The following is a 24,722-nucleotide window of genomic DNA, read 5'->3' as shown; positions in this document are numbered from 1 at the left end:
CGAGCATGCTGTACCCGCGAGCACGACATTTGCATTCGCTCGCGTCACGCGAGGGCGACCGGCAACATGGTCGGCATGGATGCGAACGAAATTCAACGGCAGGCACGCAACGCCGTGCGCAAGGGCTCGATTCTCGATGTCGACTACGGCACGGGCCTCTGTCGCGTCGCGGTCGGCGAATCCGCCGACGACGGCCTGCAAACCAACTGGATTCCCTGGCTCACGCCGGCGGCCGGCAGCACGCGCGAATGGCTTCCGCCGACGAAGGGCGAACAGGTCGTGCTGCTCGGCCCGATGGGCGACTTCGCGCAGGCCGTCGCACTGCGCGGCCTCTACTCCGACGCCGCGCCGGCGCCGGACAACTCCCCGAACACCCACACCCGCGTCTACGCGGACGGCGCACGCGTCAGCTACGACCATGCGGCGCACGCGCTGACGGCCGAGCTGCCTGCCGGCGCGACCGTACGCGTTATCGCACCAGGCGCGGTCATCGTGCAGACGAAGGACGCGACCGTGCAGGCCGAAAGCATCCTGCTCGATGGGGACGCGACCGTGACGAAATCGCTGACCGTGAAAGGTCCGTTCGCGTTTGAGTCGGGCATGACCGGCAAGGGCGGCAAAGGCGGTTCTGTCATGAAGATCGACGGTCGCGCCGAGTTCACTGACGACGTTGTCGCACGCAACGTCAGCCTGGTCGAACACCCACACGACGCGATGGGCGAATTCGCCCGCACGTCGAAGCCGATCCCGGGGGCAGCATGAAGGGAATGAACGCTGTCACCGGTCGCGCGATTTCGGGCGTCGACCACCTGTCGCAGTCGGTCGGCCGGATTCTGACGACCCCGCTCGGCTCGTGCATCCAGCGCCGTTCGTTCGGCTCTGAATTGCCCGACCTGATCGACGCGCCGACCAATGGCGCGACGCGGATTCGCCTGTACGCGGCCGCCGCGACCGCGCTGATGCGTTGGGAGCCGCGTCTGACCGTCACGCGTGTGCAGCTCGTGGCGGGTGCCGACGAGGCGTTCGCCGGTCACCAGCTCGTCGACATCGAAGGATGGACCGACGAGCGCGACGAACCTGTATCGCTGCGCGTGCCCGTGTCGAACGGAGTCGGCGCATGAGAACGACCCCGATCGACCTGTCGCAACTGCCGGCGCCCGATATCGTCGACCCGCTCGACTTCGAAACGGTCTTTGCTGAACGCAAGGCGCGGCTCATTTCCCTGTACCCGGCCGACCAACGCGCCGAGATCGCCGCGACGCTCGCGCTCGAATCCGAACCGTTGACGCGATCGTTGCAGGAAAACGCCTACCGCGAAGTGCTGCTGCGCCAGCTCATCAACGACAAGGCTCGCGGCATCCTGCTCGCATATGCACGCGGCACGACGCTCGAACACATCGCAGCCCTCTTCGACGTGGAACGCCTGGTCATCTCGGCCGGCGATCCTGAGAACGGAGTCGATCCGGTCTACGAAGACGACGACAGCCTGCGCGAGCGCGTGCAGCTCGCGCCGCGCGGCTTCTCCGTCGCCGGTCCTGAAGAAGCGTACGTGTTCCATGCGCGTTCATCCGATGGCCGCGTTTTGTCTGCCGCCGCGTTCAGCCCGGAGCCGTGCGTGATGGTCGTCACGATCTTGTCGCGCGAAGGCGACGGCACGGCGAGCGACGAGCTGATCGAGATCGTGAAGAAGAGTCTGGAAGGCAAGCGGCCGCAGACCGACGAAGTGATCGTGCAGAGCGCGAAGGTCGTGCGCTACGCGATCCGCTCAACGCTGCGCTTCTTCTCCGGCCCGGATCGCGCGGTCGCGCTCGCGGAAGCGAACAAGCGCACGGCAAAGTTCGCCGCCGACATGCACCGCATCGGCATGGAAGTGACGGTCGACGGCCTGCACGCGGCAATGCGCGTGGCGGGCGTGCAGAAGGTATTGCTGGACTCGCCGGCCGGCGGCGTCACCGTGACGGGCGAGCAGGCGCCGTACTGCACGGGAATCGAGCTGATCGACGGCGGGGTCGCGGATGAATAAGCCGATGCCCTCGTTGCTGCCGCCGAACGCGACCGCGCTCGAGCGGCGCCTCGCCGAGACCAATGCGCGAATTAGCGGCATCCCGGTCGACATCGGCACGCTGATGGACCCGGATGCGATCCCGCTGGCATTCCTGCCGTGGCTGGCCTGGCACGTCGGCGTCGAGACCTGGAAAGACTACTGGCCCGAGCAGGTCAAGCGCGCGCGTGTGAAAACCGCAATCCGGATTGCCCGGATCAAGGGCACGGCCGAAGCCGTGCGCCAGGTCTGCGCGTCGTTCGGCGCGAACGTGGCGATGCGCGAGTGGTTCGAGATGACGCCGCGCGGCAGGCCCGGCACGTTCGAAATCGTGCTGACGGTCGGTAGCCGCGACGGCGTGCCCGCAACTGCCGAGTACGTCGCCGACATCCGCGCGGAAGTCGATCGCGCGAAGCGCGGTACCGCGCACTACACCTTCAAGCAGGGCTTTGGTGCGACCAGCGCACAGCGCGTCGGCGCCGGCGCACGCGCCGCGGTCTATTGCCGCCTGTCCCTCTCGGATACCTGAATATGGCTGGAAACCTGATTCAAATCACTGACGCCGGCCGCGCGGCGCTCGTCGCCGCGGGCAACACCGGCACCACGTCGCGCCGCGTCGCCGAAATCGGCCTCGGCACCGCCGCGTTCGCGTTCGACAAGGGCATGAAGACCTTGCCGAGCGAGCGCAAGCGCGTGACGACGTTCGGCGGCGAAAACGTCGCACCGGACACTGTGCACGTCGTCATCCAGGACGACACGAACGACCAGTACACGTTGTACGCGTACGGCCTGTACCTGGACAACGGCGTGCTGTTCGGCGTCTACGTGCAGAGCACGCCCATTCTTGAAAAGTCGCCGGCGGCCATGTTGCTGCTCGCGAGCGACATCGTGTTCACGTCGATCGACGCGGCGCAGCTTCAGTTCGGCCCGGCCACGTTTCTGAACCCGCCGGCGACGACCGAACGCAAGGGCGTTGTAGAACTCGCCACGCAGGCCGAAGTCGATGCGGGGGCGGACGACTCGCGCGCCATCACTCCGAAGACTGCCGCGACCCGGTACGCCGCGCTGACTGGCGCGAAATTCACCGGCCCCGTGATCGCGGAGTTCGATGCAGGTCCGAATTCATCGCAGGTTTCCATTCTGCCGGCGTCCGGCGCGCTCGCTCGCGAAAGCCGCGTTCGCATGTTCGGTACGTTTGGCGGCAACGTCGCCGACACCGGCGCGCGTCTGGTCGCTACGATTCGGGCCGGTTTCGACAATGGTCCGTGGGGACGCGAATACCTTGACGTCTGGCTCAACAAGACGGGTAACGACGCGACGGCCGACGCGTACCAGGCGCGGGCCGTGCGCATCTCCTACGGCGGCCGCGTTCTCATCGGCGACGTGAAGAGCGACGACGCCGGCTCACGGCTTCTCGTCGGTGGCAATACCGTCACCGATGGCACCAGCTATTCGAAGGCCGTTTCGATCGACGGCGGGGCCGGCAGTTTCTCGACGCTGTTCTTTGCCGATGGGGGGAAGGTTCGCTGGTCTCTGTTCAAGCGAGATGGCGCTGCCACCGGCGGAAATGCCGGCAACAACTTCGGATTGAACGCGTTCGCCGACGATGGCGTCACGCAGTTCCCAGCGTTTCGCGTCGACCGCAGCACGCAGGTCTTTTCGCTCGCGAAGCGCCTGGTCGTCGGCGATATCGACGACGACGGTTTGAATGCCGTGCAGGTCAAAGGTAGGGTCACTGCCTCGGCCGGCGTCAAGAGTGCAGGAACCGACAACGGCGGAGCCCAGTTCAGAGCAAGCGCGTCGAACTACGGCGTGATTCTGCGCAACGACGACGACCGCGCCTGGTTTCTGACGACGGCCAAAGGCAACCCGGACGGATCATGGAATTCACTGCGTCCGTTCTCGTGGGCACTCGATACGGGCAAGGTCAGTATCGACGGCACCGGCGCAGGAGTCGACTTTGGCGGTAATGCCAATGTGGCCGGCAATCTGTGGGTCGGCACCCGCCTGAACCAGGGGGAAATTCGCCTCGGCCCCGTCGATGGCTTCCTCTATTCGAACAAAGACACCTACGGTTGGTGGACACCGACGCAGGGCGCGTTCCAGTATTACATCGCCGATCGCACCTTCCGCATTGACGGTAATCCCGTCTGGCACTCGGGCAACGTGACGCCGCTCGATCGACTGAAGGGCGGAACGATGGCCGCAGACGTGTGGTTCGATCCAGGCAAGCGCATTTTCCTATCGGAAGGTAGTGCCGGTTCTCCTTCGCTCACGTTCCAAAACGACGGAGCGCCGGATACGGGGCTTTATCACATCGGCGATGGATCGTTCGGGATCACGTGCAATTCGCTCCCCCAGGTGGCGTTCACTCCGACCGGTACGAATTTCGAAAGGCCGGTACAAGGGCCGACGCCGCCGCAGGGCGATCGCTCGACGCGCCTGGCGACGACGGAATGGGTACTGTCCGCAATTTCGACCGTGACTGTCGGCCAGATTGTCTTCGAACCCCGCACGCTGGCGCGTGCCGGCTTCCTGAAAGCCAACGGCGTCCTCGTGAATCGCGCCGACTATCCGGCGCTGTGGGCCTACGCCCAGGCGAGCGGCGCACTCGTGTCCGAAGCCGAATGGATGAACGGCCGCTGGGGTTGCTTCTCGACTGGTGACGGCGCGTCGACGTTCCGCCTGCCCGAGATGCGCGGCGAGTTCATCCGATGTTGGGCGGACGGCCGCGACGACATCGATCCGCAGCGCGCCATCGGCTCGTACCAAGGTGACCAGAACCGTTCGCACGCGCACGGTGCAAGCGCATCCGAAGTCGGCGATCACGCGCACTCGGCATGGACGGATTCGCAAGGCTGGCACGGTCATCACGGGTGGACCACCAGTAGTGGTGACCACCAGCACATCGTCCCATTCGGGCAAAACGATCGATCGTTTGTTCCGCCGTGGGGAACTGATGGGGAGAACAACCGATTCGGGGCATCGACGGAAGACTGGGACAACAAATGGTTCCTCACCAGCCCAGCCGGCAATCACAACCACCAATTCGACACGGAAGGTGCAGGCAACCACGGCCACAACGTCGGCATCGGCGGGGCCGGTCGGCACAGCCACGGCATCACCGTCAACGCGGACGGCGGCAGCGAAGCGCGGCCGCGCAACATCGCATTGCTCGCCATGATCCGCGCCTACTAACTTACGGACCTCGAAACATGTTGATTCACCACTACAGCCCGTCGACCGGCGAATACCTGACCAGCAGCCAGCCCGACGCCGATCCGCGCAATGACGGCCGCTGGCTCATTCCGTCGTCCGCGACGATCGATGCGCCGCCGCCGCGCACGCCGACCACCTGGCCGTTCTATCGCGACGGCGCTTGGTTCCTGCTGCCGGACTTCCGCGGACGCGTCTGCTACCGCACCGACACCGGCGAGCCCGTCGAAATCGCGATCGCGGGCAAGACACCCGACGATCTGGAACTGACGACCGAGCCACGACCGTCGCCGCGTCATGCGTGGATCGACGGTGCATGGACGGTGCCGCCCGAGCTGATCGCGCGCGAAAAGCGCGACGCCGCGATGGCCGAGTTCGAACGGCTGATGGAAATCGCACGCCGCGCGAACGCGGGGAAGGCCGACGCGTACGCCGCCGGCCTTCTCGACGACGAAGGCACCTACTACTTCAAAGCCTGGTCCGCGTACCAGATGGCGCTCGTCTCCGCGATCAACGCCGACACGTTTCCGGACGCCGTGGCGTGGCCCGCGACGCCCGCGCCATACGTTGCGCCGGCCGAGCCGATCGAACCGCAAAACCCGGCTTCCGTCGCGTCGACCTGACAACGGGCTCTCCCGTTCCCTCTCACCTGTATACATATAGGAGCTGCACACCATGCCGCAGGATTACCACCACGGCGTACGCGTCATCGAAATCAACGAAGGCGGCCGGCCGATTCGCACGGTCTCCACGGCCGTGCTCGGCGTCGTCTGCACCGGCGCCGACGCCGACCCGGCGACCTTCCCGCTCGACACGCCGGTGCTGCTGACGAACGTCATTGCCGCACTCGGCAAGGCCGGCACGAAGGGCACGCTGCGCCGCACGCTCGACGCGATCGGCAAGCAGACGAAGCCCGTCACCGTCGTCGTGCGCGTCGCGGACGGAAAGGACGAAGCCGAGACGACCACGAACGTCATCGGCACGGTCACGCCGGACGGCAAATACACCGGCATGAAGGCACTGCTTGCCGCGCAGGGGAAGCTCGCCGTGAAGCCGCGCATCCTGGTCGCGCCCGGCCTCGACACGCAGCCCGTCGCCGCGGCATTCGCGACGATCGCGCAATCGCTGCGCGCGATGGTGTACGTCGCCGCACACGGCTGCAAGACGAAGGAAGAGGCGGTCGCGTACCGCAAGCAGTTCGGCCAGCGCGAAATCATGGTGATCTGGCCGGATTGGCTCGGCTGGGACGACGTAACGAACTCGACCGTCACCATCCCGGCACCGGCGATCGCGGCGGGCCTTCGCGCGAAGATCGACAACGACATCGGCTGGCACAAGACGCTGTCGAACGTCGTCGTCAACGGCGTGACCGGCATCAGCGCAGATGTGTCCTGGGATTTGCAAGACCCGGCAACGGACGCCGGCTATCTGAACGAGAACCAGGTCACGACGCTCGTGAACCGGAACGGCTTCCGCTTCTGGGGCTCGCGCACCTGTGACGCGGACGGCAAGTTCTTCTTCGAGAACTACACGCGTTCCGCGCAGGTGATCGCCGACACGATTGCCGAAGCGCAGATGGGCGTCGTCGACGGTCCGCTCAACCCGTCGCTCGCGCGCGACATCATCGAGAACATCAACGCGTGGTTTCGCCGCGAAGTCTCGGTCGGCGAGTTGATCGGCGGCGGCGCCTGGTACGACCCGGAGCCGAACACGACCGACGAGCTGACGTCGGGTGGCACGTGGATCGACTACGACTACACGCCGGTCCCGCCGCTCGAAAACCTGAAGCTGCGCCAGCGCATCACCGATCGCTATCTCGCCGATTTCGCCTCGCGCGTGTCGGCCTAACCAGGAGTCAAACACATGGGCATGCCTCGCAAGCTGAAAGGCTTCAACCTGTTTCACAACGGCACCAACTTCGTCGGCGAGACGAAGGAAATCCAGCTCCCGAAGCTGTCGCGAAAAATGGAGGATTACCAGGGCGGCGGCATGAGCGGCCCGATCCCGATCGACTTCGGCCAGGAGGCTATCCAGCTCGAATGGACGTGCGGCGGCTTCATGGAGGACGTCATTCGCATGTACGGCATCACCACGCACGACGGCGTGCAGCTCCGTTTCTCGGGCGGCTACCAGCGCGAGGACTCGAAGACCTACGATTCGGTCGAAATCGTCGTGCGCGGCCGCCACAAGGAAATCGACATGGGTACGGCTAAGCCGAAGGAAGACACCGATTTCAAGGTCACGACGGCGGCCAGCTACTACAAGCTGTCCATCAACGGCCAAGATCTGATCGAGATGGATTTCATCAACATGATCGAGAAGATCAACGGCAACGACCTGCTCGCCGGCCTGCGCCAGGCGATCGGTCTGTAATCGCTCGTTCCCACCCCGCCCGCGCACGCCGCGGGCATCCCTCTAAATCATCACCAGGACACCCAACATGACGACCCTCGACACCAACAACGCCCCCACCGGCGGCACCGTACTCGACGCGATCGCGGCCAACACGCACACCTTCGACACGCCGATCGTGCGCGGCGAACAGACCATCACGCACGTGACCCTCGCGAAGCCGTCCGCCGGCGCCTTGCGCGGCACGTCGCTCGCGGCGCTCGTGAACCTCGACGTGGACGCGCTGCGCAAGGTGCTGCCGCGCATCAGCACGCCGACGCTGACCGAGATGGACGTCACGCTGATGGACCCGGCTGACCTCGTGGCATTGGGGGGCATCTTCGCCGGTTTTTTGATGCCGAAGGCGCTGAAAGCGAGCATGGAATCCCCGAACGCGTAGAAGACGCGATGGCCGATGTCGCAACGGTGTTCGGCTGGACACCGCGCGACATGGACGATTTCTCCCTTTCTGAGCTGATGGATTGGCGCGAGCGCGCCCGCCTGCGTAGTGGATCAACGAACTGAAGCGGACACGAGACACGATGGACAACGCACTGAAACTGCGCGTCATGTTCGACATGGTCGACAACTGGACGAAGCCCTTGCGAAACATGCTGAACAGCAACAAGGGGCTCACACAGTCGTTGAAGGCGACGCGCGGCGAGCTTGCCGAGCTCGGCAAGCAACAGAAAGCCGTCGCCTCGTTCCGCGAAATGCGCGCCGGGCTCGCCGACACCACGAAGAAGCTCGGTGCGGCGCAGTCGAACGTGAAGGCGCTCGCAGGCTCACTACACGCATTCGGCCCGCCCACGCAGAAAATGGTTGCAGACCTGGCACGCGCGCGTCAGGCCGCGTCGCGCCTGCGCGCCGAACAGAAGAAGCAGACGGCCGCCGTCGACGAGATGCGCGGCCGCCTCACGCAGGCCGGCATCGAGACACGCAACCTCGCGCAGCACGAGCGCACGCTGCGCTCGAACATCGCGTCGACGACGGCGACGATGCAGGCGCAGACGCGCCAGCTCGAAGCACTGACGGAGCGCGATCGACAGCTCGCCGCAGCGCGCGGCAAGATGCAGGCGATGCAGGGCGTCGCCGGCGGGATGGCGATCGGCGGCTACGCCGCCCGCTCGACCGGCATGCGCATGCTCGGCGGCCTCGGCGGCACACTCGACGAAGCCAAGAAGATGACGAACGAGCGTGCGCGCATCACGGCCCTCGGCCTCGGCGACCAGGCGACGCAGGACGCCGAGAAGTACGTGCGCGCGATGAACATGATGGGCGTCAGCACGTCCGACAACATGACGCTGATGCGTGACGCGCTGTCGATCTTCGCGGACGAACATCACGCGCAGATGGTCATGCCGACGCTCGCGAAGATGAAGTTCGCCAACGAAGCACTGTTCGGCGCGGAAGACGCACACGCGAACGAAGAGAAGTTCATGAACATGCTGAAGGTGATCGAACTACGCGGCGGCACGAAAGACGAAGCGACGTTCAAGAACGAAGCGAACATGGTGCAGAAGGTGCTGTCGGCAACCGGCGGCCGCGTCGGCGGCGACGAATGGCGCAACTTCATCCAGACCGGCGGCGTTGCGGCGAAACAGATGCGCCAGGACGCGTTCTATTACCAGATGGAGCCGCTGATTCAGGAAATGGGCGGCCACGGCGTCGGCACCGGCCTCATGTCCGCGTACAGCAACGTCTACCAGGGCAAGACGACCGTGCGCGCGGCGCAGGAGATGATGAATCTCGGCCTGGTCGACAAGAAGAACGTCGAGTACAACAAAATCGGGATGATCAAACGGATCAAACCGGGCGCGCTGCTCGGCGGCGATCTGTTCAAGGCGTCGCCGCTCGAATGGCTGGAAAAGGTGTTGCTGCCGCAGATGGCGAAGAAAGGCATCACGGACCCGGACAAGGTGAAAGACATGATTTCGACGATCTTCACCAACCGGACCGCCGCGAACCTGTTTTCGACCATGTACATGCAGTGGGACCAGATTCACAAAAACGAAAAGCTCAACCGCGGCGCGTACGGCATCGACGACGCGGCGAAGCTCGGCGCGCTGCAAACCCAGGGCAAGGAAAACGACCTGCTCGCGAAGGGCCGCGACCTGCGCCGCGAGATCGGCGAGCGCATCGCCCCGTTGTACAACGCGGCGCTCGACAAGACCCGCGAGATTCTCGGCGGCCTCATCGGCCTGATCCAGCGCCACGGCGCCGCGGCGAAGGTCATTCTGTCCGTGCTCGCCGCGTTCGCCGCGCTGCTCGTCGTCATGGGGACGTTCACGATCGTGCTCGCGGGCTTCCTCGGGCCGCTCGCGATCGTGCGGTTCAGCATGGCGACGCTCGGCATTCAGGGCGGCTTTCTCGCGCGCACGCTCGGCGCGAGCGCGAGCGGCTTCGGCCGGTTGTCGGGTGCGGCTTCCCGGTTCTCTGTTGTCGGCAACGCTGCGCGCGGGACCGCCGCTCGCATGCGCACCGCCCTGGCCGCCGCCTGGTCGGCGTCATCGCCGCGCACGGCCTGGGCGACGTTGCGCGGTTACGCACGAACGCTGCGCGAAGGTATTCCGGCCGCCGGCCGAGCTGCCGTGTCGACCGTCGCGCAGTGGGGCCGCGCGGCCGCCTCGTCGATGAAAAACGGCCTGGTCGCCGCTCGGCAGTACACCGCCCAGGTATGGCGCGCCGTCGCCGCGCAGGCGGCCGCGTCGCGTGCGGCCGTCGTCTCGCGCTGGACGGCCGCGCGGCAGTATGCCGGCCGCCGCGGCGTCGCGGGGATGTCGGTCGACGCGCTCAAGGGTGCGGGTGGTCTCATCAAGGGCGGTGCGGTCGGCGCAATCAACGGCGTCGGCGCCGCGCTCGGCGGGCTCGCGCAAATGCTGATGTTCGTCGGCCGTGTCGCGCTCATGAACCCGGTCGGCCTCGTCATTACCGGGATGGCGCTGGCCGCGCTGCTCATCATCCGATATTGGGAGCCGATCAAGGCGTTCTTCTCTGGCTTCTGGCAGGGCTTGACCGAAGGTCTGCAACCGCTCGCGCCAATTTTCAGCCGCATATTCGGCGTGCTCGGCGCGATGTTCGAGCCGCTCAAACCTGCGTTCAACTGGCTGATGGATGCGGCCAAGGGCGTGTGGGACTGGATTTCCCGTCTCCTGGGGCCGGTCGACGCGAGCAAGGAAAGTCTCGACAAGGCCAGCAACGCAGGCCGTGGCTTCGGCGAATGGCTCGCGAACATCATCGTCGTGGCCGCCAAGGTCGCCGAGAGGATGGCTCAATTCGGGGCGAACCTGATATCCGGCCTGGTCAACGGCATCACGAACGGCCTGGGCGCTGTGAAGGAAGCCATCACGAACGTCGCGAACTCGACCGTGACGTGGTTCAAGGAAAAGCTCGGCATTCACAGCCCGAGCCGCGTGTTCGCCGAGCTGGGCGGATTCGTCGGCGAGGGGGCCGCGCTCGGTATGGCGGGAGAGCAGCGCAGCGTCGCGCGCGCGGCGCTCGGGCTTGCGACGGCCGCCGTAACCGGATTCGGAACGCCCGCGCTGTCGACGGCCGCGCCACTCGTGCCAATCGATCGGCGGCCGCCGATCGCGGCATCGGGTCCGGCTGCAGCATCGTCTGCATCGGCCGCCGCGCCTGCGTCGATCATCATCAACATCTACCCGCAGGCCGGCGACGATCCGCGCGCGATCGCGCGCGCCGTGGCCGCCGAACTGGATCGTCGCGAACGCGCGCAGCGTGCGCGCGCCGGCTCGCGCCTGTCCGACTGACATTCACGGAGGATCTGTCCCATGTTGCTGTCGCTGGATCAATTCGTGTTCAGCCTGACTACCGCCCCCTTCCACGAGCTGAAGCGCCGCCGGAACTGGAAGCATCCGAAGAAGTCGCGTATCGGCGCGCGCGATGCTCGCCAGTACACCGGCCAGGGCGACGATGTCATCACGCTCGACGGCCTCATCGCGCCGGATCAGATCGGCACCAGCGCGTCGCTCGACCAGCTCGTCCAGATGGCAAACGTCGGCGAAGCGTACGTGTTGGTCGATGGGCTCGGGACCGTCTACGGCGCGTACCTCATCGTAGGGCTCGACGAAACGCGACGTTACTTCACCCGCGAAGGCACCGCGCGCAGGATCGAATTCACGTTGACGCTCGAATGCGTCGACGACGATGCGCTGCGCATCGACCAGGATGCAGCGCTTGTCGATGATGCGGAATCCGATGATGCAGCGAACGCGGAGCCGAAGGCATGACGACGCGCGCGACCGAACACTCGAACGCTGCCGTGTATCGGCTCGAACGTGTCGAGCCGATGGCCGACTACCGCATCACGCTCGGCGGCCGCGATATCTCGCGGCGGTTCCGGCCGCGGCTCGAATCGCTGACCCTCACGGAATCGCGCTCTGACGATGCGGATACGATCGACCTGGTGCTCGACGACTCGCGCGGCGATCTGGCGCTGCCCAAGCGCGGCGACGAAATCAAGGTGTCGATCGGCTGGGCCGGCGAGCAGCTCGTCGACAAGGGCACGTTCGTCGTGACCGAGTTCGAACATAGCGGCGCGCCCGACACGCTGACCGTGCGCGCACGCTCGGCGTCGATGTCGAACGGCATGCAGGAGCGTCGTGAGAAGAGCTGGCACAAGCAGACGATCGGCTCGATCGTGCGCGCGATTGCCGGCCGCTACAAGCTGACGCCCGCCGTCGCCGACACGCTGGCGAAGATCGTGATCGCGCATATCGACCAGACGCACGAAAGCGACATGTCGTTTCTGACGCGCCTGGCGAAGCGCTACGACGCCGTGATGAACGTCAAGGATTTGCGGTTGCTGTTCACGCCGATCGGCACCGGAAAGACCGTCAGCGGGAAGTCGTTCCAGGTGTTGAATCTGACGCGCGCGAGCGGCGACCAGCATGCGTACCACGTGTCCGAGCGCGAGAACTATTCGGCCGTGCGCGCGCACTACCATTCGAACGGCAAGGCGAAGCGGAAGTCGGTGATTGTCGGCGGGGAGAACAACAAGAATGTGAAGGTGCTGCCGGAGGACTACGCGACGGAGGCAGAGGCCCGCGCGGCTGCACAGGCCGAGTTCAAGCGTATGCAGCGCAGCCAGGCGACGATGCGCTATTCGCTCGCGCGGGGCCGCGCCGATCTGTTCCCCGAGATGCCTGTCACGCTGTCGGGCTTCAAACCCGAAATCGACGAAACCGCGTGGCTCGTGAAAAAGGCGACGCACACCATCGATAGTGACGGCGGATTCACGACCGGGCTCGACCTCGAAATGCGCGATGATCCGACGACCGACCGGCACCGGTCGCATTTTAAGAAGGGCGGAAAGTAGAAAGCCCGCACACGGCGGGCTTCAGGTTGCTTTCTATGGGAGACGGTCAGCTCGATTTGTAGCGATCGTTCATATTCGCATGGTTTGGCGGCCCGTCGTCGCACCGCCCAAGCGCCGCACGTGCAACACGAAGATTTCCCATCGCCTGAATCGCAACTTCGAGCACATGACTGACCGACTGCATGGCATCGTCGATCGCTGCGCGCGCGGCATCGCGTTCGCTTCCGGTCAGGTCCGAACGGAACCGCATCCCGCCCATCGCTAGGGCGCGTACGTCCGCGTGACGATCGGCCGCCATCGATACGCCGGCAGCGCCGTTGTTGTGTTTCATGTCGATGCTCATTCTTCTGGTCCCTCACAAACACGTTCACGGACCGGCGGCACTCAACACGACGCGGTTGCCTCGGAATCCACCACGTCGCCAGCATCGCCGGCTTTCAGGATGCTAACCCAATACTGTATGGATATACAGTGTTTGTGTGAAGAATGGCCAGCGCGCTACGGCGCGCGCGAGCTATCTCTTTCCGTCCTTGGCGGCACGCTCGGCGCGCAAACGCTCGATTTCCGCCATCGCACGATCAACGTTCTCCGCCATGCGTTCGTCGAGCGCTGCGCGGCGGTTTTCCGGCAGGCGTTTAGCGCGCTGCGGCGTGCCCGGCTTGAGCATGACGGCCTGATTTAGAACGCTACCAATGAACGACTGCAGGATCGCCTTGCCGGTTTCGTTGAGTTGCCGGTATATGGCAACGAGTTCGGCCTCTTCTGCATCAGTTTCTGACGGCTCATCGCTCTGGCGCCCAGTCTCCAATCTCTGGCCGGTTAGCACGTAGACGATGTCGACCCCGATGGAGCGCAGTGACAAAAGAAAGCTGGTATCGGGCGCTCTTTCGTCCGATTCGTAGAACGCCAATGTCTTCCGTCCGAGTTGGCCGATCGCGGCGAACTCGTCCTGGCTCAAACCGATGCGCAGCCGCTCTTCACGCAGGCGCTTACCTACAGTTTCCATTTGTACCCATTTCGTGTTGACGTGTACTTTTGTTGCCATTACACTAGCCTTACCGTAACGCAAGGCTAACTATCAAAGTATACCGACCATGACCACCGCCAAAGGCCCGCGCCGATCACCACGCGGCACCCTGTCGGACAAGCCCGTATACGTCCGGCTGACTTCCACGGAACGCGACGAGCTTGAACAGCTCGCTGTGCAGCGCAATCGCTCGATTTCCAGCATGGCGCGCGAGCTGATTCGCATCGGCGCGAGCCAACTTCGCGTCATCCCCCGTTCCCGTTCCGCCCGCTCGTGAATTGAGGAGCCTGCATGTATCCCGATCCCAAGCGCATCCGCAACAACAAGCACACCGTCCGCTTCGATGACTACGAGCAGGCCGTTCTCACGGCGCTCGCGAATTACCAGGGCGAGCAGCTCGCCGTGCTAATCCGCGACATCGTGATGCGCGAAGCGACCGCTGTACTCGCCGAACGCAACACCTCGATTCTGGACCGCGCCGGCGCCTGAACGAAGGCACCGAACCGCCAACAATGAGTAGCTCCACCGATGCCCGAAACCAGCACGGAAATTGCCCTCTCGGACGCCGACCGCGACGTGCTGGAACGCGTGCGCACCTTGCACGACCTGCCCTCCCTGGAAGCGACTGTCGAGTGGCTCGCCAAGCGCCGCCTTCGCCGCACCGCCAAGCAGATGAACGGCCGCGGTCGCGCCTTGTACCTCGTCCGGAGTAAGCCGACATGCGAATCTTGAACCGCTGCCCGCACTGCCGCACGCGCGCGACCGCGCGCAGCAGTCGCGAAATGTCCCAGACCTTCCGGGAAGTCACCTTCCAGTGCAACAACGTCGAGTGCGGCCACACCTACATCGTGAACATGGAGTTCGCCCGCACCTTGTCGCCGTCCGCGACCCCCAATCTGTCGCTACATCTGCCGCTCTCACCGAACGTGCGCGAGCGTCTTGTCGAGCAGCTCGAACTGCCCGTCTAGCGACCTAACCCCCTTTCCCCTGTTTCCCCTCGCATCGTGCCTATCCGGCGCGAGGGGCTTTTTTTGCCCGAAAAAAGGAGATCAGCATGGCCACCCTCGCTTCTGCCGCCGTCGTTATGCCGTTCGATCCGGCCCGCCTGTCGCTCGATAAGCGCCGCGAATACCTGCGCGCACTTTGGCGCGCCGACATCGATCCGTTCGTGTTCGTCGGCACCGCCCGCCGACTCGGCTACGCATTGGGCTGTCATTGGGACGCCGATGCCGGCATGCCCGTCCTGACGCCCATCGTTCTGCATTGATCCGATGCGTGCGCCCCTCACCGACGTCGACCTGCGCGCGATGTGGCGCCGCCTGCGCATGGTCGGCAATTTCGACGCCCTGTGCCCGGCCGCCCGCCACGCCTTCGAGTGCACGGCGAACGTGTGGCGCGATCGCGAGCCCGCGGCCGAGATGCCGGCCGTCGACGGGAAACGCCGCGCCGCGAACGACTTCGACTGACCCATCCGCGCCGGCCGCCGGCGCACTTGCCTGGAACCACACCATGAAGCCCTACATTTTCAGCATCGGCGTGCTGCTGATGCTTTCGCTCTCCCTCACCGGCGTCTACTACCTGGCCGCCGACGTGCTGCGCCTGTTCGACGTTCGAAACGCCCGTGCGATCGCCTTCGTGTTCGGGGTCGTCGCAATGGTCGTCCTGGTCGCGGCCCTCGCATGGTCCGTTCCGCCGCGGGGCTGACACGATGACGAACGAGCCCACCATCCGCTACGAGCTGCTGACGCCGGCCGGCCTGCGCACCGTCGCCGGCGATCACGTCGTCATCCCGAACGACGCCGGCGCCACGTTCGGCATCCACGTCGAGCCGCACCTTCGCGACGGCCATCCAGAAAAGTGGGTCGTCACCCACCTCGCCTCGGGCATCCGCATCGGCCACGGCGTGACGCACGACGCGGCGCGTGCCAACGCGACGACGAACGTCGATCGCAACCGCGACCGCCTGCGCGCCACGCTCGACCAGGCGATGACCTCGCGCTACGAGCTGCAGCACGCCGTTCAACGCCTGCAGCAGAACCATCACGACATCCTCGGAGGTGCAGCAGCATGACGCGCACGACTACCCCTCACGATGCCGCACTCGCAGCCTCCATCGCGGCGGCCGCCGACGCCCTTCGCTTCGACCATGAACCCGGCGGCCTGCAGCGCGTCGCGGTGCTCGCGCTGTTCGTCAGCGTTCTCGGCGATCGTCTGGCGCTTGCCTTCCCTGCGTCCGCCGGCGCGCTCCGTGCGCTCGTCGACAGCCCCGCGACACCCGGCAACCCTGCCGCCCTCTCCCTGCATCAACAGCAACAGCAACAGCAACAGCAATAACGATGGCCTCGATCGACGAACTGAAACAACGCATCGACCTGCACGACCTCGCCGATCGCCTCGGCTTGAAGCGCGGTCGCGGCGGCGACCGCGCGCTGTACCACTCGCCGCAGCACGACGACAAGAGCCCGTCCCTGTCGATCTACGTGAACCACCCGAAGCACGGCACTGGCTGGCGCGACCACAGCGCCGACGTCGGCGGCTCGTGTATCGACCTGGTCATTCACGCGCGCGGCGGCACGGTCGCCGATGCGGTGCGCTACCTGCACGACGCGTACGGTATTCCGCTCGACCGCCAGGCGCCGGCCGAGCGCCGAGAGAAAACGACCGTCGAATACATCGCCGATCGATGCTTCGCGGAGCGCGACCAGGTGCGCGAATACCTCGCTGGCCGCGGTATTTCCGCAGCCGCGATCGACGCGGCGATCGCCGCGCGCTCGCTCGGCTTCAACACGTGGACCAGCTCGAAGGTCGCGGCCGGCGAAGTGGGTCACGCCGGCCCGGCCGCCGCGTTCATCGTGCGCGCGCCTGGCGACGGCCGCGTCGTTGCCGTCGACATGCGCTATGTCGATCCGGCGCTCAACGGCGGCGTCAAGACGCAGACCCAAGGCGACAAAGCTGGTTACGGCTGGACCGCCGATCCTCGCCGGCTCGACAAGGCGAAGCGCGTGTTCATCGTCGAAAGCGCGATCAACGCGCTGTCGATCGACACCTGCGCGATGCCTGGTGCCGCCGCGCTCGCGCTGCGCGGCCTGGCGAACGTGGACGGCATCGACTTCGCGTTCCTGCGCGGCAAACAGGTTGTGATCTGCCTGGACAACGACGAGCCGTTCGCGGACGGCCACCCGCGCGCCGGCCGCCGCCCTGGGCCGGAAGCTGCCTGGGCGCTCTACGAACGGCTCACGGCGCTGAACATCAGTGCCGTGCTCGTCGACCAGGCGAATTGGTTCGCCGACCTCGCGGACGGCGAGAAGGCCGTCAAGCCGATCAACGACGTGAACGACTATCTGCAACTGCGCGGCCCGGCCGAGCTCGCGCGCGCACTCGACCAGCTCGAGCCGTGGCTCATCGCCGGCCTCGCCGGCGACGCCACGCGTCGCGGCCGGCCGCGCATCTTCCTGCCGTCGCACGACTTCGCGCAGTACTGGCGTTTCCGCGTTCGGCCGGACTTCACCAGCTACATCACGAAGATGGACAAGAACGAGGAAAGCGGCGTCGAGACGCCCGTCATGACTGACCTATGCGGCTTCCGCATCGCCGGCATCAGCCGCGTGTCCGTGGCGAGCGCGACGTCGACGATGACGGGCGACGCCGACCAGGCGCCCACCGTCTATTTCGCCGTGTCGGTCCAGGCGCCGCGCCACGGCGCGCAGCTCGTGCGCCGCGTCATGCTCGACGACCAGCTCCACAACGTCGACCAGTGGGGCAAGTTCGGCCCGATCTGGGCGCCGGCGCCGTTCAAGCGCATGGTAAACATCCTGGAGCGCGGCGCCGACCTCGGCGCGCGCCAGGCGGCGAACTTCGTCGGGCTCGCCTGGCGCGACGGCCGCCTGATCGTCAACGAGGGGCCGGACTGCTATTTCACGGAAGCCGACAAGCAGTGCCCGTATCACAACCTGACCTTCCCGACCGGCCCGGCCAGCGACGCGCGCCGCGTGATCGCCGCGTACCAGGCGACGTTCAAGCAGAACGCGGCGACGATCCCGCTCGTGTGGGCGCTCGGCGGCCACCTGAAGGCACTGCTCGGCTTCTGGCCGCACATCACGATCCAGGCGAACAAGGGCGCCGGTAAGTCGACGCTCATCAAGCGGCTTGAACGCTCGCTCGCGTTCACGATGTTCTCCGGGCAGTCACTGCAGACCGAGTTCCGCCTGCTGACCAGCATCAGCCACACGAGCCACCCGGTCGGATGGGAAGAGCTGTCCGCGCGCCGGCAGGACGTGATCGACAAGGCGGTCGGCCTGCTGCAGGAGAACTACCAATACACCGTGACACGTCGCGGCACCGACATGACCGAATATCTGTTGTGCGCGCCCGTGATGCTGGCCGGCGAAGACGTGCCCGTGCGCAGCCTGCTCGGCAAGCTCGTGCGCACGACGCTGACTGGCAAGCGCGGCCCGCTGATGCCGGACGATCTGCCGCGCTTCCCGGTTCGGCAGTGGCTCGAATTCCTCGCCGGCCTGGACAAGCGCGCCGTGGCCGACCACTACGCGACGCTGCGCGACAAGGCGCTGGCCAACTGCCGCGCGAGTGGCGAGGACGACGGCGCCAAGCGCATGGCCGGCAACTACGCGGCCGTCGCGCTCGCCTGGCGCTACCTGTGCGAGTTCGCCGGCATGGACCCGAGCGAAGGCGACTTCCCACGCGACCTGCTCGCCGAAATGAACGGCCACATCGCCGAGACGAGCGCCGACCGCGAGCCGTGGGTTTGGATCATGGAAACCGCTCTGTCGGAAATGGACTGCGGCAACTACAAGCACCCGTACACCTTCGACACCGTCGACGGCGAGTTCTGCCTGCTCATCAACACCGGGCACGTGATGGACCACATCGCCCACACGAGCGCGCTGCGCGACAAATGGAACGGCCTGCCCGTGAAATCCGACCGAGTGTTCAAGGCGCAGCTCAAGCACGCCGGCGTCATCGTCGGCGACAAGGAGGTGGAGCGCCGGATCTACACGCGCCGCGTGCGCTACCTCACGCCGATCTCGCTCGAACGTCTGGCCGCGTTCGGCCTGCACGTATCCATCCGGGAAGACCTGGCCACCGACGCACTGCAAGGGGCCGCAGCGTGACACCCTCTCAGCCGATGCGGCCGCCGTGCGGCCGTACCCATTCCCTCATTCTTTCCGGCCGCGCAGCGGCCCTGTATTCGGGTTTCCGGTGCGTGCGCCGATGCGCGCAGCAGTCGGCGCACGTCGTCACGCGGCCGCCGTGCTGTCCGCTTCCCCCCGTCCCCCCCGCGAGTCGAAACGGCCGGGCAACTACGCCGCCCTTGAGGGAGAGGGGCCGCGCGGGCCGGTTTTTCCACAGGGAACGGGCATGCAGCGCAGAAAACTCGGGGATTCCGGGCCTCTTCGCGCGTAAGTCATTGATTGTTGAGAAGACACCCGCCCCGTGTGGAGTCGCGTTTGCCCCTAGTCAGGCCGATTTTGCCCCTAGTCCGATTTTTGCGCCGGCCGCCGTCGCCCCTTTCTCTTCTCTCTCTAATTCATTGAAAAAGAAGAAGAAAGAATACGAAGAGAGGCAAGGAATCGACTCGAACGCAATGCCCCGGGTCATGCCTGTTTTGCCCTCAATTGCGGACGCTGCCTATTTTTTGTGCCCCGAGTCAAAACGCGCGCCCCGCTTCATTCGGGGCAAATGGGGGCATGCAATATCCAATAAATTCAATCAGTTATGAGTAGATTCGGCGTTAGCCCCCAATCCCCTAGTTGCGCTGCGTGTGCTCCCCCCACGCGAGACACGGGCGCGGCCTCGGCGAGCACGGTCGACCTGCTCGGCGCGGCGGCGATACTCGGCGCGCATCCCGAGACGGTGCGCCTGAAAGCGAAGGCCGGCGAACTGCCCGGCCGCAAGGTCGGCAAGCGCTGGATGTTTTCGACAGTTGCCCTGCAGCGTTACCTCGCCGGAGAATGGATTCCGCGAGTTGTGCAGGGCGACCCGCAGGAGAAATTTGAATCATGTCGCTCTATAAACGCAGTAACAGTCCCAACTGGTATTACCGGCTCACCCCGCCTGGCGGCGGTCCGGTCGTACAAGGCAGCACTGGCACCAGCAACAAAGCCCAGGCGAAAGAGCTGCACGATCGGCTGAAAGTCGATCTGTGGAACCAGGCGCGGCTCGGCCACAAGCCGCGCTACACCTGGAACGACGCGGTCGTGCGCTACATCAGCGACCGCGAGGGGCTGTCGAGCCTGGAAACGTCGAAAACGCACCTGCGCTGGCTTGACCAACACCTGTCGGGCGTCGCGCTGGCCGACATCGACCGCAACCGCATCGACGCGATCGCCCTCGCCAAACGGAGGGAACCGAAGGTGATCCGCACGAAGCACGGGATCGTGACCACCGGCGAGCGCGTCAGCGCCGGCACCGTGACGCGCGTCATCGGCGTGCTGAAGGCCGTGCTGAACGCAGCCGTCGAGTGGGAATGGTTGGACCGCGTGCCGGTCACGAAGCGCACGAAGGTCGTGCAGAAACGGATTCGCTGGCTCACGCCGGCCGAGGCCGAACGGTTGCTCGCCGAGCTGCCGGATCACCTGGCCGACATGGCGCGCTTCTCGCTCGAGACCGGCTTGCGCCGCTCGAACGTGACTGGGCTGCAGTGGTCGCAGGTCGACATCGTGCGGCGTGTCGCGTGGATTCATCCGGATCAGGCGAAGGCGAAAAAAGCGATCACCGTGCCGCTCTCAGATACGGCGATCGCCGTGCTGCTGCGTCAGCGCGGGAAGAAGCGCGCCCCCGAGTTCGTCGACAGTGTGTTCGTCTACCACGGCCGGCCGGTCTATCAGACCGTGACCGAAGCCTGGCGCAAGGCGTTGAAGCGCGCCAGCATCAGTGATTTTCGCTGGCACGATCTGCGTCACACCTGGGCGAGCTGGCACGTGCAGCGCGGCACGCCGTTACAGGTGTTAAAGGAGCTGGGCGGATGGGAAACACTGGAAATGGTGCAGCGCTACGCGCACCTGTCGGCGGCGCACTTGGCGCAATGGGTGCAGCCGCACTTGCCGGTGGCGCAGGCGATCGAGCTGCCGCGCGAAACAGCGTCAGCGCCGCCGGACACACTGCTGACCGCAGCCGGCTAACTGTAATTTCACTGTAACGGGGGAATACGATGAAGTAACGAAACCGCTAGAAGCCTTGTCAGGCTTGGCGCGCCCGGCTGGGATCGAACCAGCAACCCCTGCCTTCGGAGGGCAGTACTCTATCCATTGAGCTACGGGCGCCTGTGACAGTGGAGCGACCCCGAATAATCGGCCGCCCACGAATGGCAAGACGGCAAGGATACCCGGTTTCCCATGACGCGTCCACCTTGTCGCCGAATCGGCCGCCGGACGGGCTCGGTGCGGGTAAACACGCGCCTTCGCGCCGCTCCCCGTGATGTAAACGTTCCGTCTATAATCGTCCGTGCTTCTTTGGACAGCCATTTTGCCGTTGCACCGCTCACAATTCCTATTCACGGAGACGAGGCAAGCATGAGCGAAGCACCCCACGAATCTCCCGTCAAAACGCCCGGGCAGCTGATTGCCCTGATCATCGCGTCGTTCGCGGTTCCGATCGTCATCATCATCCTGTTCGCCACCTACGCCAACGTTGCGTTCCGTTCCGGAGCGGGCACCGACGCGCTGTCCGACGAACAGGTCGCGAAGCGCATCGCGCCGCTCGCGCAGGTCGACGTGAAGGACGCCAACGCGCCGCGCACCTACAAGACCGGCGAGGCCGTCTACAAGGCGGTCTGCGTGACCTGCCACGGCACGGGCGCCGCCGGCGCGCCGAAGTTCGGCAGCAAGGACGACTGGGCCCCGCGCATCTCGCAGGGCTTCGACACGCTGCTGAAAACGGCGCTGGCCGGCAAGGGCGCGATGCCACCCCGCGGCGGCACGAGCCCCGACGACTACAGCGACTACGAAATTGCCCGCGCGATCGTCTACATGGCGAACAACGACGGCGCGAACTTCCCCGAACCGGCCGCGCCGGCCGCCAACGCGCCGCAGGCCGCGAGTGCCGCCGCGGGCGCATCGGGCGCGGCCGACGCCGCGAACGCGCAGATCGCCGCCGCGCAGGCCGCGCTTGCCGCGATCCCGAAGGCCGGCGAAAAGCCCGCGGCCGCGCCGACGAGCGCCGACGCCGCGTCGGCCGGCAAGGCGCTGTACACGCAGGTCTGCCAGGCCTGCCACGCGGCCGGCGTGCTCGGCGCACCGAAGTTCGGCAGCAAGGAGGACTGGGCGCCGCGCCTGAAGGAATCGATGGACACGGTCTACAACTACGCGCTGCACGGCAAGGGCGCGATGCCGCCGAAGGGCGGATCGACCGCGTCGGACGCCGACGTGAAGGCCGCCGTCGACTACATGGTCAACGCGTCGAAATAAGCGCCGCCGCAACGAAAAACCCCCGCGCTGCGCGAGCATCGCGGGGGTTTTGCTTGACCTTGACCGTCCGTCACGCGGCCGCGATCACTTCTGCAGCAGCGCCTTCAGGCTCGCAAGCCGGTCCTTCGGCGACATCGGCGCTTCCTCGGGCGTCGGCGGCGGCGCATCGTCGAGCCCCATCTCGGGGATGAAGCGCGACGCCTCGCAGACTACCGTCTCCCGCGCCCGCTTGCGCTTCTTGCACCAGTTCAGGTGCAGGCTGCGCTGCGCGCGCGTGATCGCGACGTACATCAGCCGGCGCTCCTCCTCGATCCGCTCGCTGTCGATCGGGCCGTCGTCCTCGCTGCCGCCGCGATGCGGCATGATGCCTTCCTCCACGCCGACCAGGAACACGTGCGGATACTCGAGCCCTTTCGACGCGTGGACCGTCGACAGCCGCACCGCGTCCGGGTCCTCGTCCTTGCCTTCGAGCATCGACATCAGCGCGACGGTCTGGATCAGGCCGAGCAGGTTCTTGCCGGTGTCGGCAAGCCCGTCCGCGTTGTGGAAGCCTTCGGCCTCGCCGTCGACGGCTTCGGCCGCCTCCGGCTTGGTGCCCTTGCGCTTCAGCCATTCGAGGAATTCGAGCACGTTCTGCCACTTCGACTGCGCCTGCCGTTCGTCGAACGCGTCGTACAGGTAGGCCTCGTAGTGGATCGCCTCCATCATGTCGTCGAGCACGACGGTGGCGGGCTCCTTGTCCGCGCGGTCGGTCAGGCGCTGGATGAAGTCGCAGAACATCCGCAGCGGCTCGATCTGGCGCGCGGACAGCCGCGCCTCGATGCCGCCCATGTACACGGCCTCGAACAGCGACACCTTCGCCTGCCCCGCGAACGAGCCGAGCGCTTCCAGCGTGGTGTTGCCGATCCCGCGGCGCGGCGTCGTGACCGCGCGGATGAACGCGGGATCGTCGTCGGCGTTCGCGATCAGCCGCAGGTACGCGCACAGGTCCTTGATCTCGGCCTTGTCGAAGAACGACTGGCCGCCCGACAGCACGTAAGGGATCCGCTCGCGCCGCAGCACCTGCTCGAAGATGCGCGCCTGGAAGTTGCCGCGGTACAGGATCGCGTAGTCGCGGAACTGCGTGCGCCGCTCGAACTTGTGCGCGGACAGCCGGAACACCACCGATTCGGCCTCGTGCTCCTCGTCGTTGCACGGCGTGACGGTGATCGAGTCGCCCATCCCGTGCTCGGACCACAGCTTCTTCTCGAACAGCTTCGGGTTGTTCGCGATCACGTTGTTCGCGGCGGTGAGAATGCGCACCGTCGACCGGTAGTTCTGCTCGAGCTTGACCAGGTGCAGCTTCGGAAAATCCTTGCCGAGCTGCGCGAGGTTCTCGAGCGTCGCGCCGCGCCAGCCGTAGATCGCCTGGTCGTCGTCGCCCACCGCGGTGAACGCCGCGCGCGGGCCCGCGAGCAGCTTCAGCAGCTCGTACTGGCACGCGTTGGTGTCCTGGTACTCGTCGATCAGCAGGTAGCGCAGCTTGTTCTGCCAGCGGTCGCGCACCTGCTCGTTCTTCGCGAACAGCTCGGTCGGCAGCCGGATCAGGTCGTCGAAGTCGACGGCCTGGTATGCATGCAGCGTCGCGACGTAGTTGCGGTACACGAGCGCGGCCTGATGCTCGTCCTCGTTGGCGGCGATCGTCATCGCCTCCTCGGGCGTGACGAGGCCGTTCTTCCACAGCGAGATGATGTTCTGGATCTTGCGGATCAGGCCCTTGTCGGTCGTGCCGATCTGCTCCTGGATCATCCCGAAGCAGTCGTCCGAATCCATGATCGAGAACTGAGGCTTCAGGCCGACGTGCTCGGCCTCCTGGCGCAGGATCTGCACGCCGAGCGAGTGGAACGTGCACACGGTGAGCTGGTTGACGGGCACCTTGCGGCCTTCCTTGCCGGGCGTGGTGAGCGTCTTGCCCTCGAGCAGCTTCGACACGCGCTCGCGCATTTCGGCGGCCGCCTTGTTCGTGAACGTGACGGCGGCGATGTGGCGCGGCTCGAAGCCTTTCGCTTCGATCAGGTGCGCGATCTTCTGCGTGATCACGCGGGTCTTGCCGCTGCCTGCACCGGCGAGCACGAGGCACGGACCGTCGAGATAGCGCACCGCTTCGTTCTGGGCGGGATTGAGGCCTGCGGACATGATTGCGGATGGTGTTGCGGTTGACGGCGGGACGCCGGGAGGATGCCGTGCGCGGGGCGCGAGGTCGAGCATGCGAACGCGCGGGCAGGACGCGCATGTTAACACGCCCGG

At 65.7% G+C, this 24,722-nt stretch carries 28 protein-coding genes, 1 tRNA gene and 1 pseudogene; 26 read left to right on the top strand and 4 right to left on the bottom strand.

What is annotated here, in order from left to right; translation table 11 throughout:
- The first annotated feature begins 75 nt into the window (after nt 1-75).
- The 13 genes from HWY45_RS15245 to HWY45_RS15185 all read left to right on the top strand — a co-directional run bounded on the left by HWY45_RS15245 (nt 76) and on the right by HWY45_RS15185 (nt 12,986).
- Nucleotides 76-762, top strand: coding sequence for a phage baseplate assembly protein V (locus HWY45_RS15245; protein ID WP_059882394.1), 687 nt, complete (start codon nt 76-78; stop codon nt 760-762).
- Complete coding sequence (locus HWY45_RS15240) at nt 759-1,121, top strand: GPW/gp25 family protein (protein ID WP_059882224.1); 363 nt, start codon at nt 759-761, stop codon at nt 1,119-1,121. The genes HWY45_RS15245 and HWY45_RS15240 overlap by 4 nt, the downstream gene beginning before the upstream one ends.
- The gene (locus HWY45_RS15235; protein WP_059882227.1) at nt 1,118-2,023 is read left to right on the top strand and encodes a baseplate J/gp47 family protein; all 906 of its coding nucleotides are present in this window, start codon (nt 1,118-1,120) and stop codon (nt 2,021-2,023) included. The genes HWY45_RS15240 and HWY45_RS15235 overlap by 4 nt, the downstream gene beginning before the upstream one ends.
- Nucleotides 2,016-2,570 carry a phage tail protein I gene (locus HWY45_RS15230; RefSeq protein WP_059882228.1) on the top strand — a complete coding sequence of 185 codons (555 nt, stop codon included), beginning with the start codon at nt 2,016-2,018 and terminating at the stop codon, nt 2,568-2,570. The genes HWY45_RS15235 and HWY45_RS15230 overlap by 8 nt, the downstream gene beginning before the upstream one ends.
- Before the next feature lie 2 nt (nt 2,571-2,572).
- Nucleotides 2,573-5,239, top strand: a complete 2,667-nt coding sequence (locus tag HWY45_RS15225) for a phage tail fiber protein (protein WP_059882230.1) — start codon at nt 2,573-2,575, stop codon at nt 5,237-5,239.
- 17 nt (nt 5,240-5,256) lie between these two features.
- Nucleotides 5,257-5,880: a tail fiber assembly protein gene (locus tag HWY45_RS15220; protein WP_059882232.1), complete on the top strand. Its 624-nt coding sequence runs from the start codon at nt 5,257-5,259 to the stop codon at nt 5,878-5,880.
- Between the two features lie 52 nt (nt 5,881-5,932).
- On the top strand, nt 5,933-7,105 hold the full coding sequence (locus tag HWY45_RS15215) for a phage tail sheath protein (protein WP_059882234.1): 1,173 nt from the start codon (nt 5,933-5,935) through the stop codon (nt 7,103-7,105).
- Nucleotides 7,106-7,120: 15 nt separating this feature from the next.
- Entirely contained in the window at nt 7,121-7,630 is a 510-nt protein-coding gene (locus HWY45_RS15210; RefSeq protein WP_059882236.1) for a phage major tail tube protein, read from the top strand.
- Between the two features lie 67 nt (nt 7,631-7,697).
- Nucleotides 7,698-8,048, top strand: coding sequence for a phage tail assembly protein (locus HWY45_RS15205; protein WP_059882238.1), 351 nt, complete (start codon nt 7,698-7,700; stop codon nt 8,046-8,048).
- Between the two features lie 8 nt (nt 8,049-8,056).
- Entirely contained in the window at nt 8,057-8,173 is a 117-nt protein-coding gene (locus HWY45_RS15200) for a GpE family phage tail protein (RefSeq protein WP_081069776.1), read from the top strand.
- Between the two features lie 17 nt (nt 8,174-8,190).
- Nucleotides 8,191-11,418, top strand: a complete 3,228-nt coding sequence (locus tag HWY45_RS15195; protein ID WP_059882239.1) for a phage tail tape measure protein — start codon at nt 8,191-8,193, stop codon at nt 11,416-11,418.
- A gap of 21 nt (nt 11,419-11,439) precedes the next feature.
- Nucleotides 11,440-11,898, top strand: coding sequence for a phage tail protein (locus tag HWY45_RS15190; RefSeq protein WP_059882241.1), 459 nt, complete (start codon nt 11,440-11,442; stop codon nt 11,896-11,898).
- Nucleotides 11,895-12,986 carry a phage late control D family protein gene (locus tag HWY45_RS15185; protein ID WP_059882243.1) on the top strand — a complete coding sequence of 364 codons (1,092 nt, stop codon included), beginning with the start codon at nt 11,895-11,897 and terminating at the stop codon, nt 12,984-12,986. The genes HWY45_RS15190 and HWY45_RS15185 overlap by 4 nt, the downstream gene beginning before the upstream one ends.
- A gap of 46 nt (nt 12,987-13,032) precedes the next feature.
- On the opposite strand, the gene HWY45_RS15180 is transcribed toward HWY45_RS15185, so the two are convergent.
- Together HWY45_RS15180 and HWY45_RS15175 are read right to left on the bottom strand one after the other, a co-directional pair.
- Complete coding sequence (locus tag HWY45_RS15180; protein ID WP_060080821.1) at nt 13,033-13,329, bottom strand: hypothetical protein; 297 nt, start codon at nt 13,327-13,329, stop codon at nt 13,033-13,035.
- 171 nt (nt 13,330-13,500) lie between these two features.
- Nucleotides 13,501-14,031 carry a helix-turn-helix domain-containing protein gene (locus HWY45_RS15175; RefSeq protein WP_081069777.1) on the bottom strand — a complete coding sequence of 177 codons (531 nt, stop codon included), beginning with the start codon at nt 14,029-14,031 and terminating at the stop codon, nt 13,501-13,503.
- Between the two features lie 49 nt (nt 14,032-14,080).
- On the opposite strand from HWY45_RS15175, the gene HWY45_RS15170 reads away from it, so the two are divergent.
- From HWY45_RS15170 to HWY45_RS15120, 12 genes and pseudogenes are all read left to right on the top strand, one after another.
- Nucleotides 14,081-14,290: a hypothetical protein gene (locus HWY45_RS15170; RefSeq protein WP_081069778.1), complete on the top strand. Its 210-nt coding sequence runs from the start codon at nt 14,081-14,083 to the stop codon at nt 14,288-14,290.
- A 14-nt stretch (nt 14,291-14,304) separates the two neighbouring features.
- The gene (locus tag HWY45_RS15165; protein WP_059882247.1) at nt 14,305-14,502 is read left to right on the top strand and encodes a hypothetical protein; all 198 of its coding nucleotides are present in this window, start codon (nt 14,305-14,307) and stop codon (nt 14,500-14,502) included.
- A 39-nt stretch (nt 14,503-14,541) separates the two neighbouring features.
- Nucleotides 14,542-14,745 carry a hypothetical protein gene (locus HWY45_RS15160; RefSeq protein WP_059882249.1) on the top strand — a complete coding sequence of 68 codons (204 nt, stop codon included), beginning with the start codon at nt 14,542-14,544 and terminating at the stop codon, nt 14,743-14,745.
- Complete coding sequence (locus HWY45_RS15155; protein WP_059882251.1) at nt 14,733-14,981, top strand: Ogr/Delta-like zinc finger protein; 249 nt, start codon at nt 14,733-14,735, stop codon at nt 14,979-14,981. The genes HWY45_RS15160 and HWY45_RS15155 overlap by 13 nt, the downstream gene beginning before the upstream one ends.
- Nucleotides 14,982-15,067: 86 nt before the next feature.
- Nucleotides 15,068-15,280, top strand: a complete 213-nt coding sequence (locus tag HWY45_RS15150) for a hypothetical protein (RefSeq protein ID WP_059882253.1) — start codon at nt 15,068-15,070, stop codon at nt 15,278-15,280.
- A 4-nt stretch (nt 15,281-15,284) separates the two neighbouring features.
- Nucleotides 15,285-15,479 carry a hypothetical protein gene (locus HWY45_RS15145; RefSeq protein WP_059882255.1) on the top strand — a complete coding sequence of 65 codons (195 nt, stop codon included), beginning with the start codon at nt 15,285-15,287 and terminating at the stop codon, nt 15,477-15,479.
- A gap of 43 nt (nt 15,480-15,522) precedes the next feature.
- A complete protein-coding gene (locus HWY45_RS15140) occupies nt 15,523-15,717 on the top strand; it encodes a hypothetical protein (protein WP_059882257.1) in 195 nt (64 codons plus the stop codon).
- Nucleotides 15,718-15,721: 4 nt separating this feature from the next.
- Nucleotides 15,722-16,084 (top strand): hypothetical protein, encoded by a 363-nt coding sequence (locus HWY45_RS15135; RefSeq protein ID WP_059882258.1) that lies wholly within the window; start codon nt 15,722-15,724, stop codon nt 16,082-16,084.
- Nucleotides 16,081-16,347 (top strand): hypothetical protein, encoded by a 267-nt coding sequence (locus tag HWY45_RS15130; protein WP_059882260.1) that lies wholly within the window; start codon nt 16,081-16,083, stop codon nt 16,345-16,347. The genes HWY45_RS15135 and HWY45_RS15130 overlap by 4 nt, the downstream gene beginning before the upstream one ends.
- Before the next feature lie 2 nt (nt 16,348-16,349).
- Nucleotides 16,350-19,142 carry a toprim domain-containing protein gene (locus HWY45_RS15125; RefSeq protein ID WP_059882261.1) on the top strand — a complete coding sequence of 931 codons (2,793 nt, stop codon included), beginning with the start codon at nt 16,350-16,352 and terminating at the stop codon, nt 19,140-19,142.
- Nucleotides 19,143-19,746: 604 nt separating this feature from the next.
- Nucleotides 19,747-19,965: pseudogene (locus tag HWY45_RS36835) on the top strand (helix-turn-helix domain-containing protein); the annotation flags it as partial.
- Nucleotides 19,966-20,030: 65 nt separating this feature from the next.
- Nucleotides 20,031-21,152 (top strand): tyrosine-type recombinase/integrase, encoded by a 1,122-nt coding sequence (locus HWY45_RS15120; protein ID WP_059882263.1) that lies wholly within the window; start codon nt 20,031-20,033, stop codon nt 21,150-21,152.
- Nucleotides 21,153-21,217: 65 nt separating this feature from the next.
- Here HWY45_RS15120 and HWY45_RS15115 read toward each other — a convergent pair.
- Nucleotides 21,218-21,293 (bottom strand) — tRNA-Arg (locus tag HWY45_RS15115).
- A 249-nt stretch (nt 21,294-21,542) separates the two neighbouring features.
- Between HWY45_RS15115 and HWY45_RS15110 the strand changes: the two genes are divergently transcribed.
- The gene (locus HWY45_RS15110; RefSeq protein WP_059563883.1) at nt 21,543-22,436 is read left to right on the top strand and encodes a c-type cytochrome; all 894 of its coding nucleotides are present in this window, start codon (nt 21,543-21,545) and stop codon (nt 22,434-22,436) included.
- Between the two features lie 84 nt (nt 22,437-22,520).
- On the opposite strand, the gene HWY45_RS15105 is transcribed toward HWY45_RS15110, so the two are convergent.
- Nucleotides 22,521-24,611 carry a UvrD-helicase domain-containing protein gene (locus HWY45_RS15105; protein WP_059882274.1) on the bottom strand — a complete coding sequence of 697 codons (2,091 nt, stop codon included), beginning with the start codon at nt 24,609-24,611 and terminating at the stop codon, nt 22,521-22,523.
- Between the last annotated feature and the right edge of the window lie 111 nt (nt 24,612-24,722).

The sequence above is a fragment of the Burkholderia stagnalis genome, from assembly GCF_902830275.1.
GTDB classification, from domain to species: Bacteria; Pseudomonadota; Gammaproteobacteria; order Burkholderiales; family Burkholderiaceae; genus Burkholderia; species Burkholderia stagnalis.
Note: the sequence above shows the minus strand (reverse complement) of the source record. Positions and strands in the feature narration are given on the sequence as shown.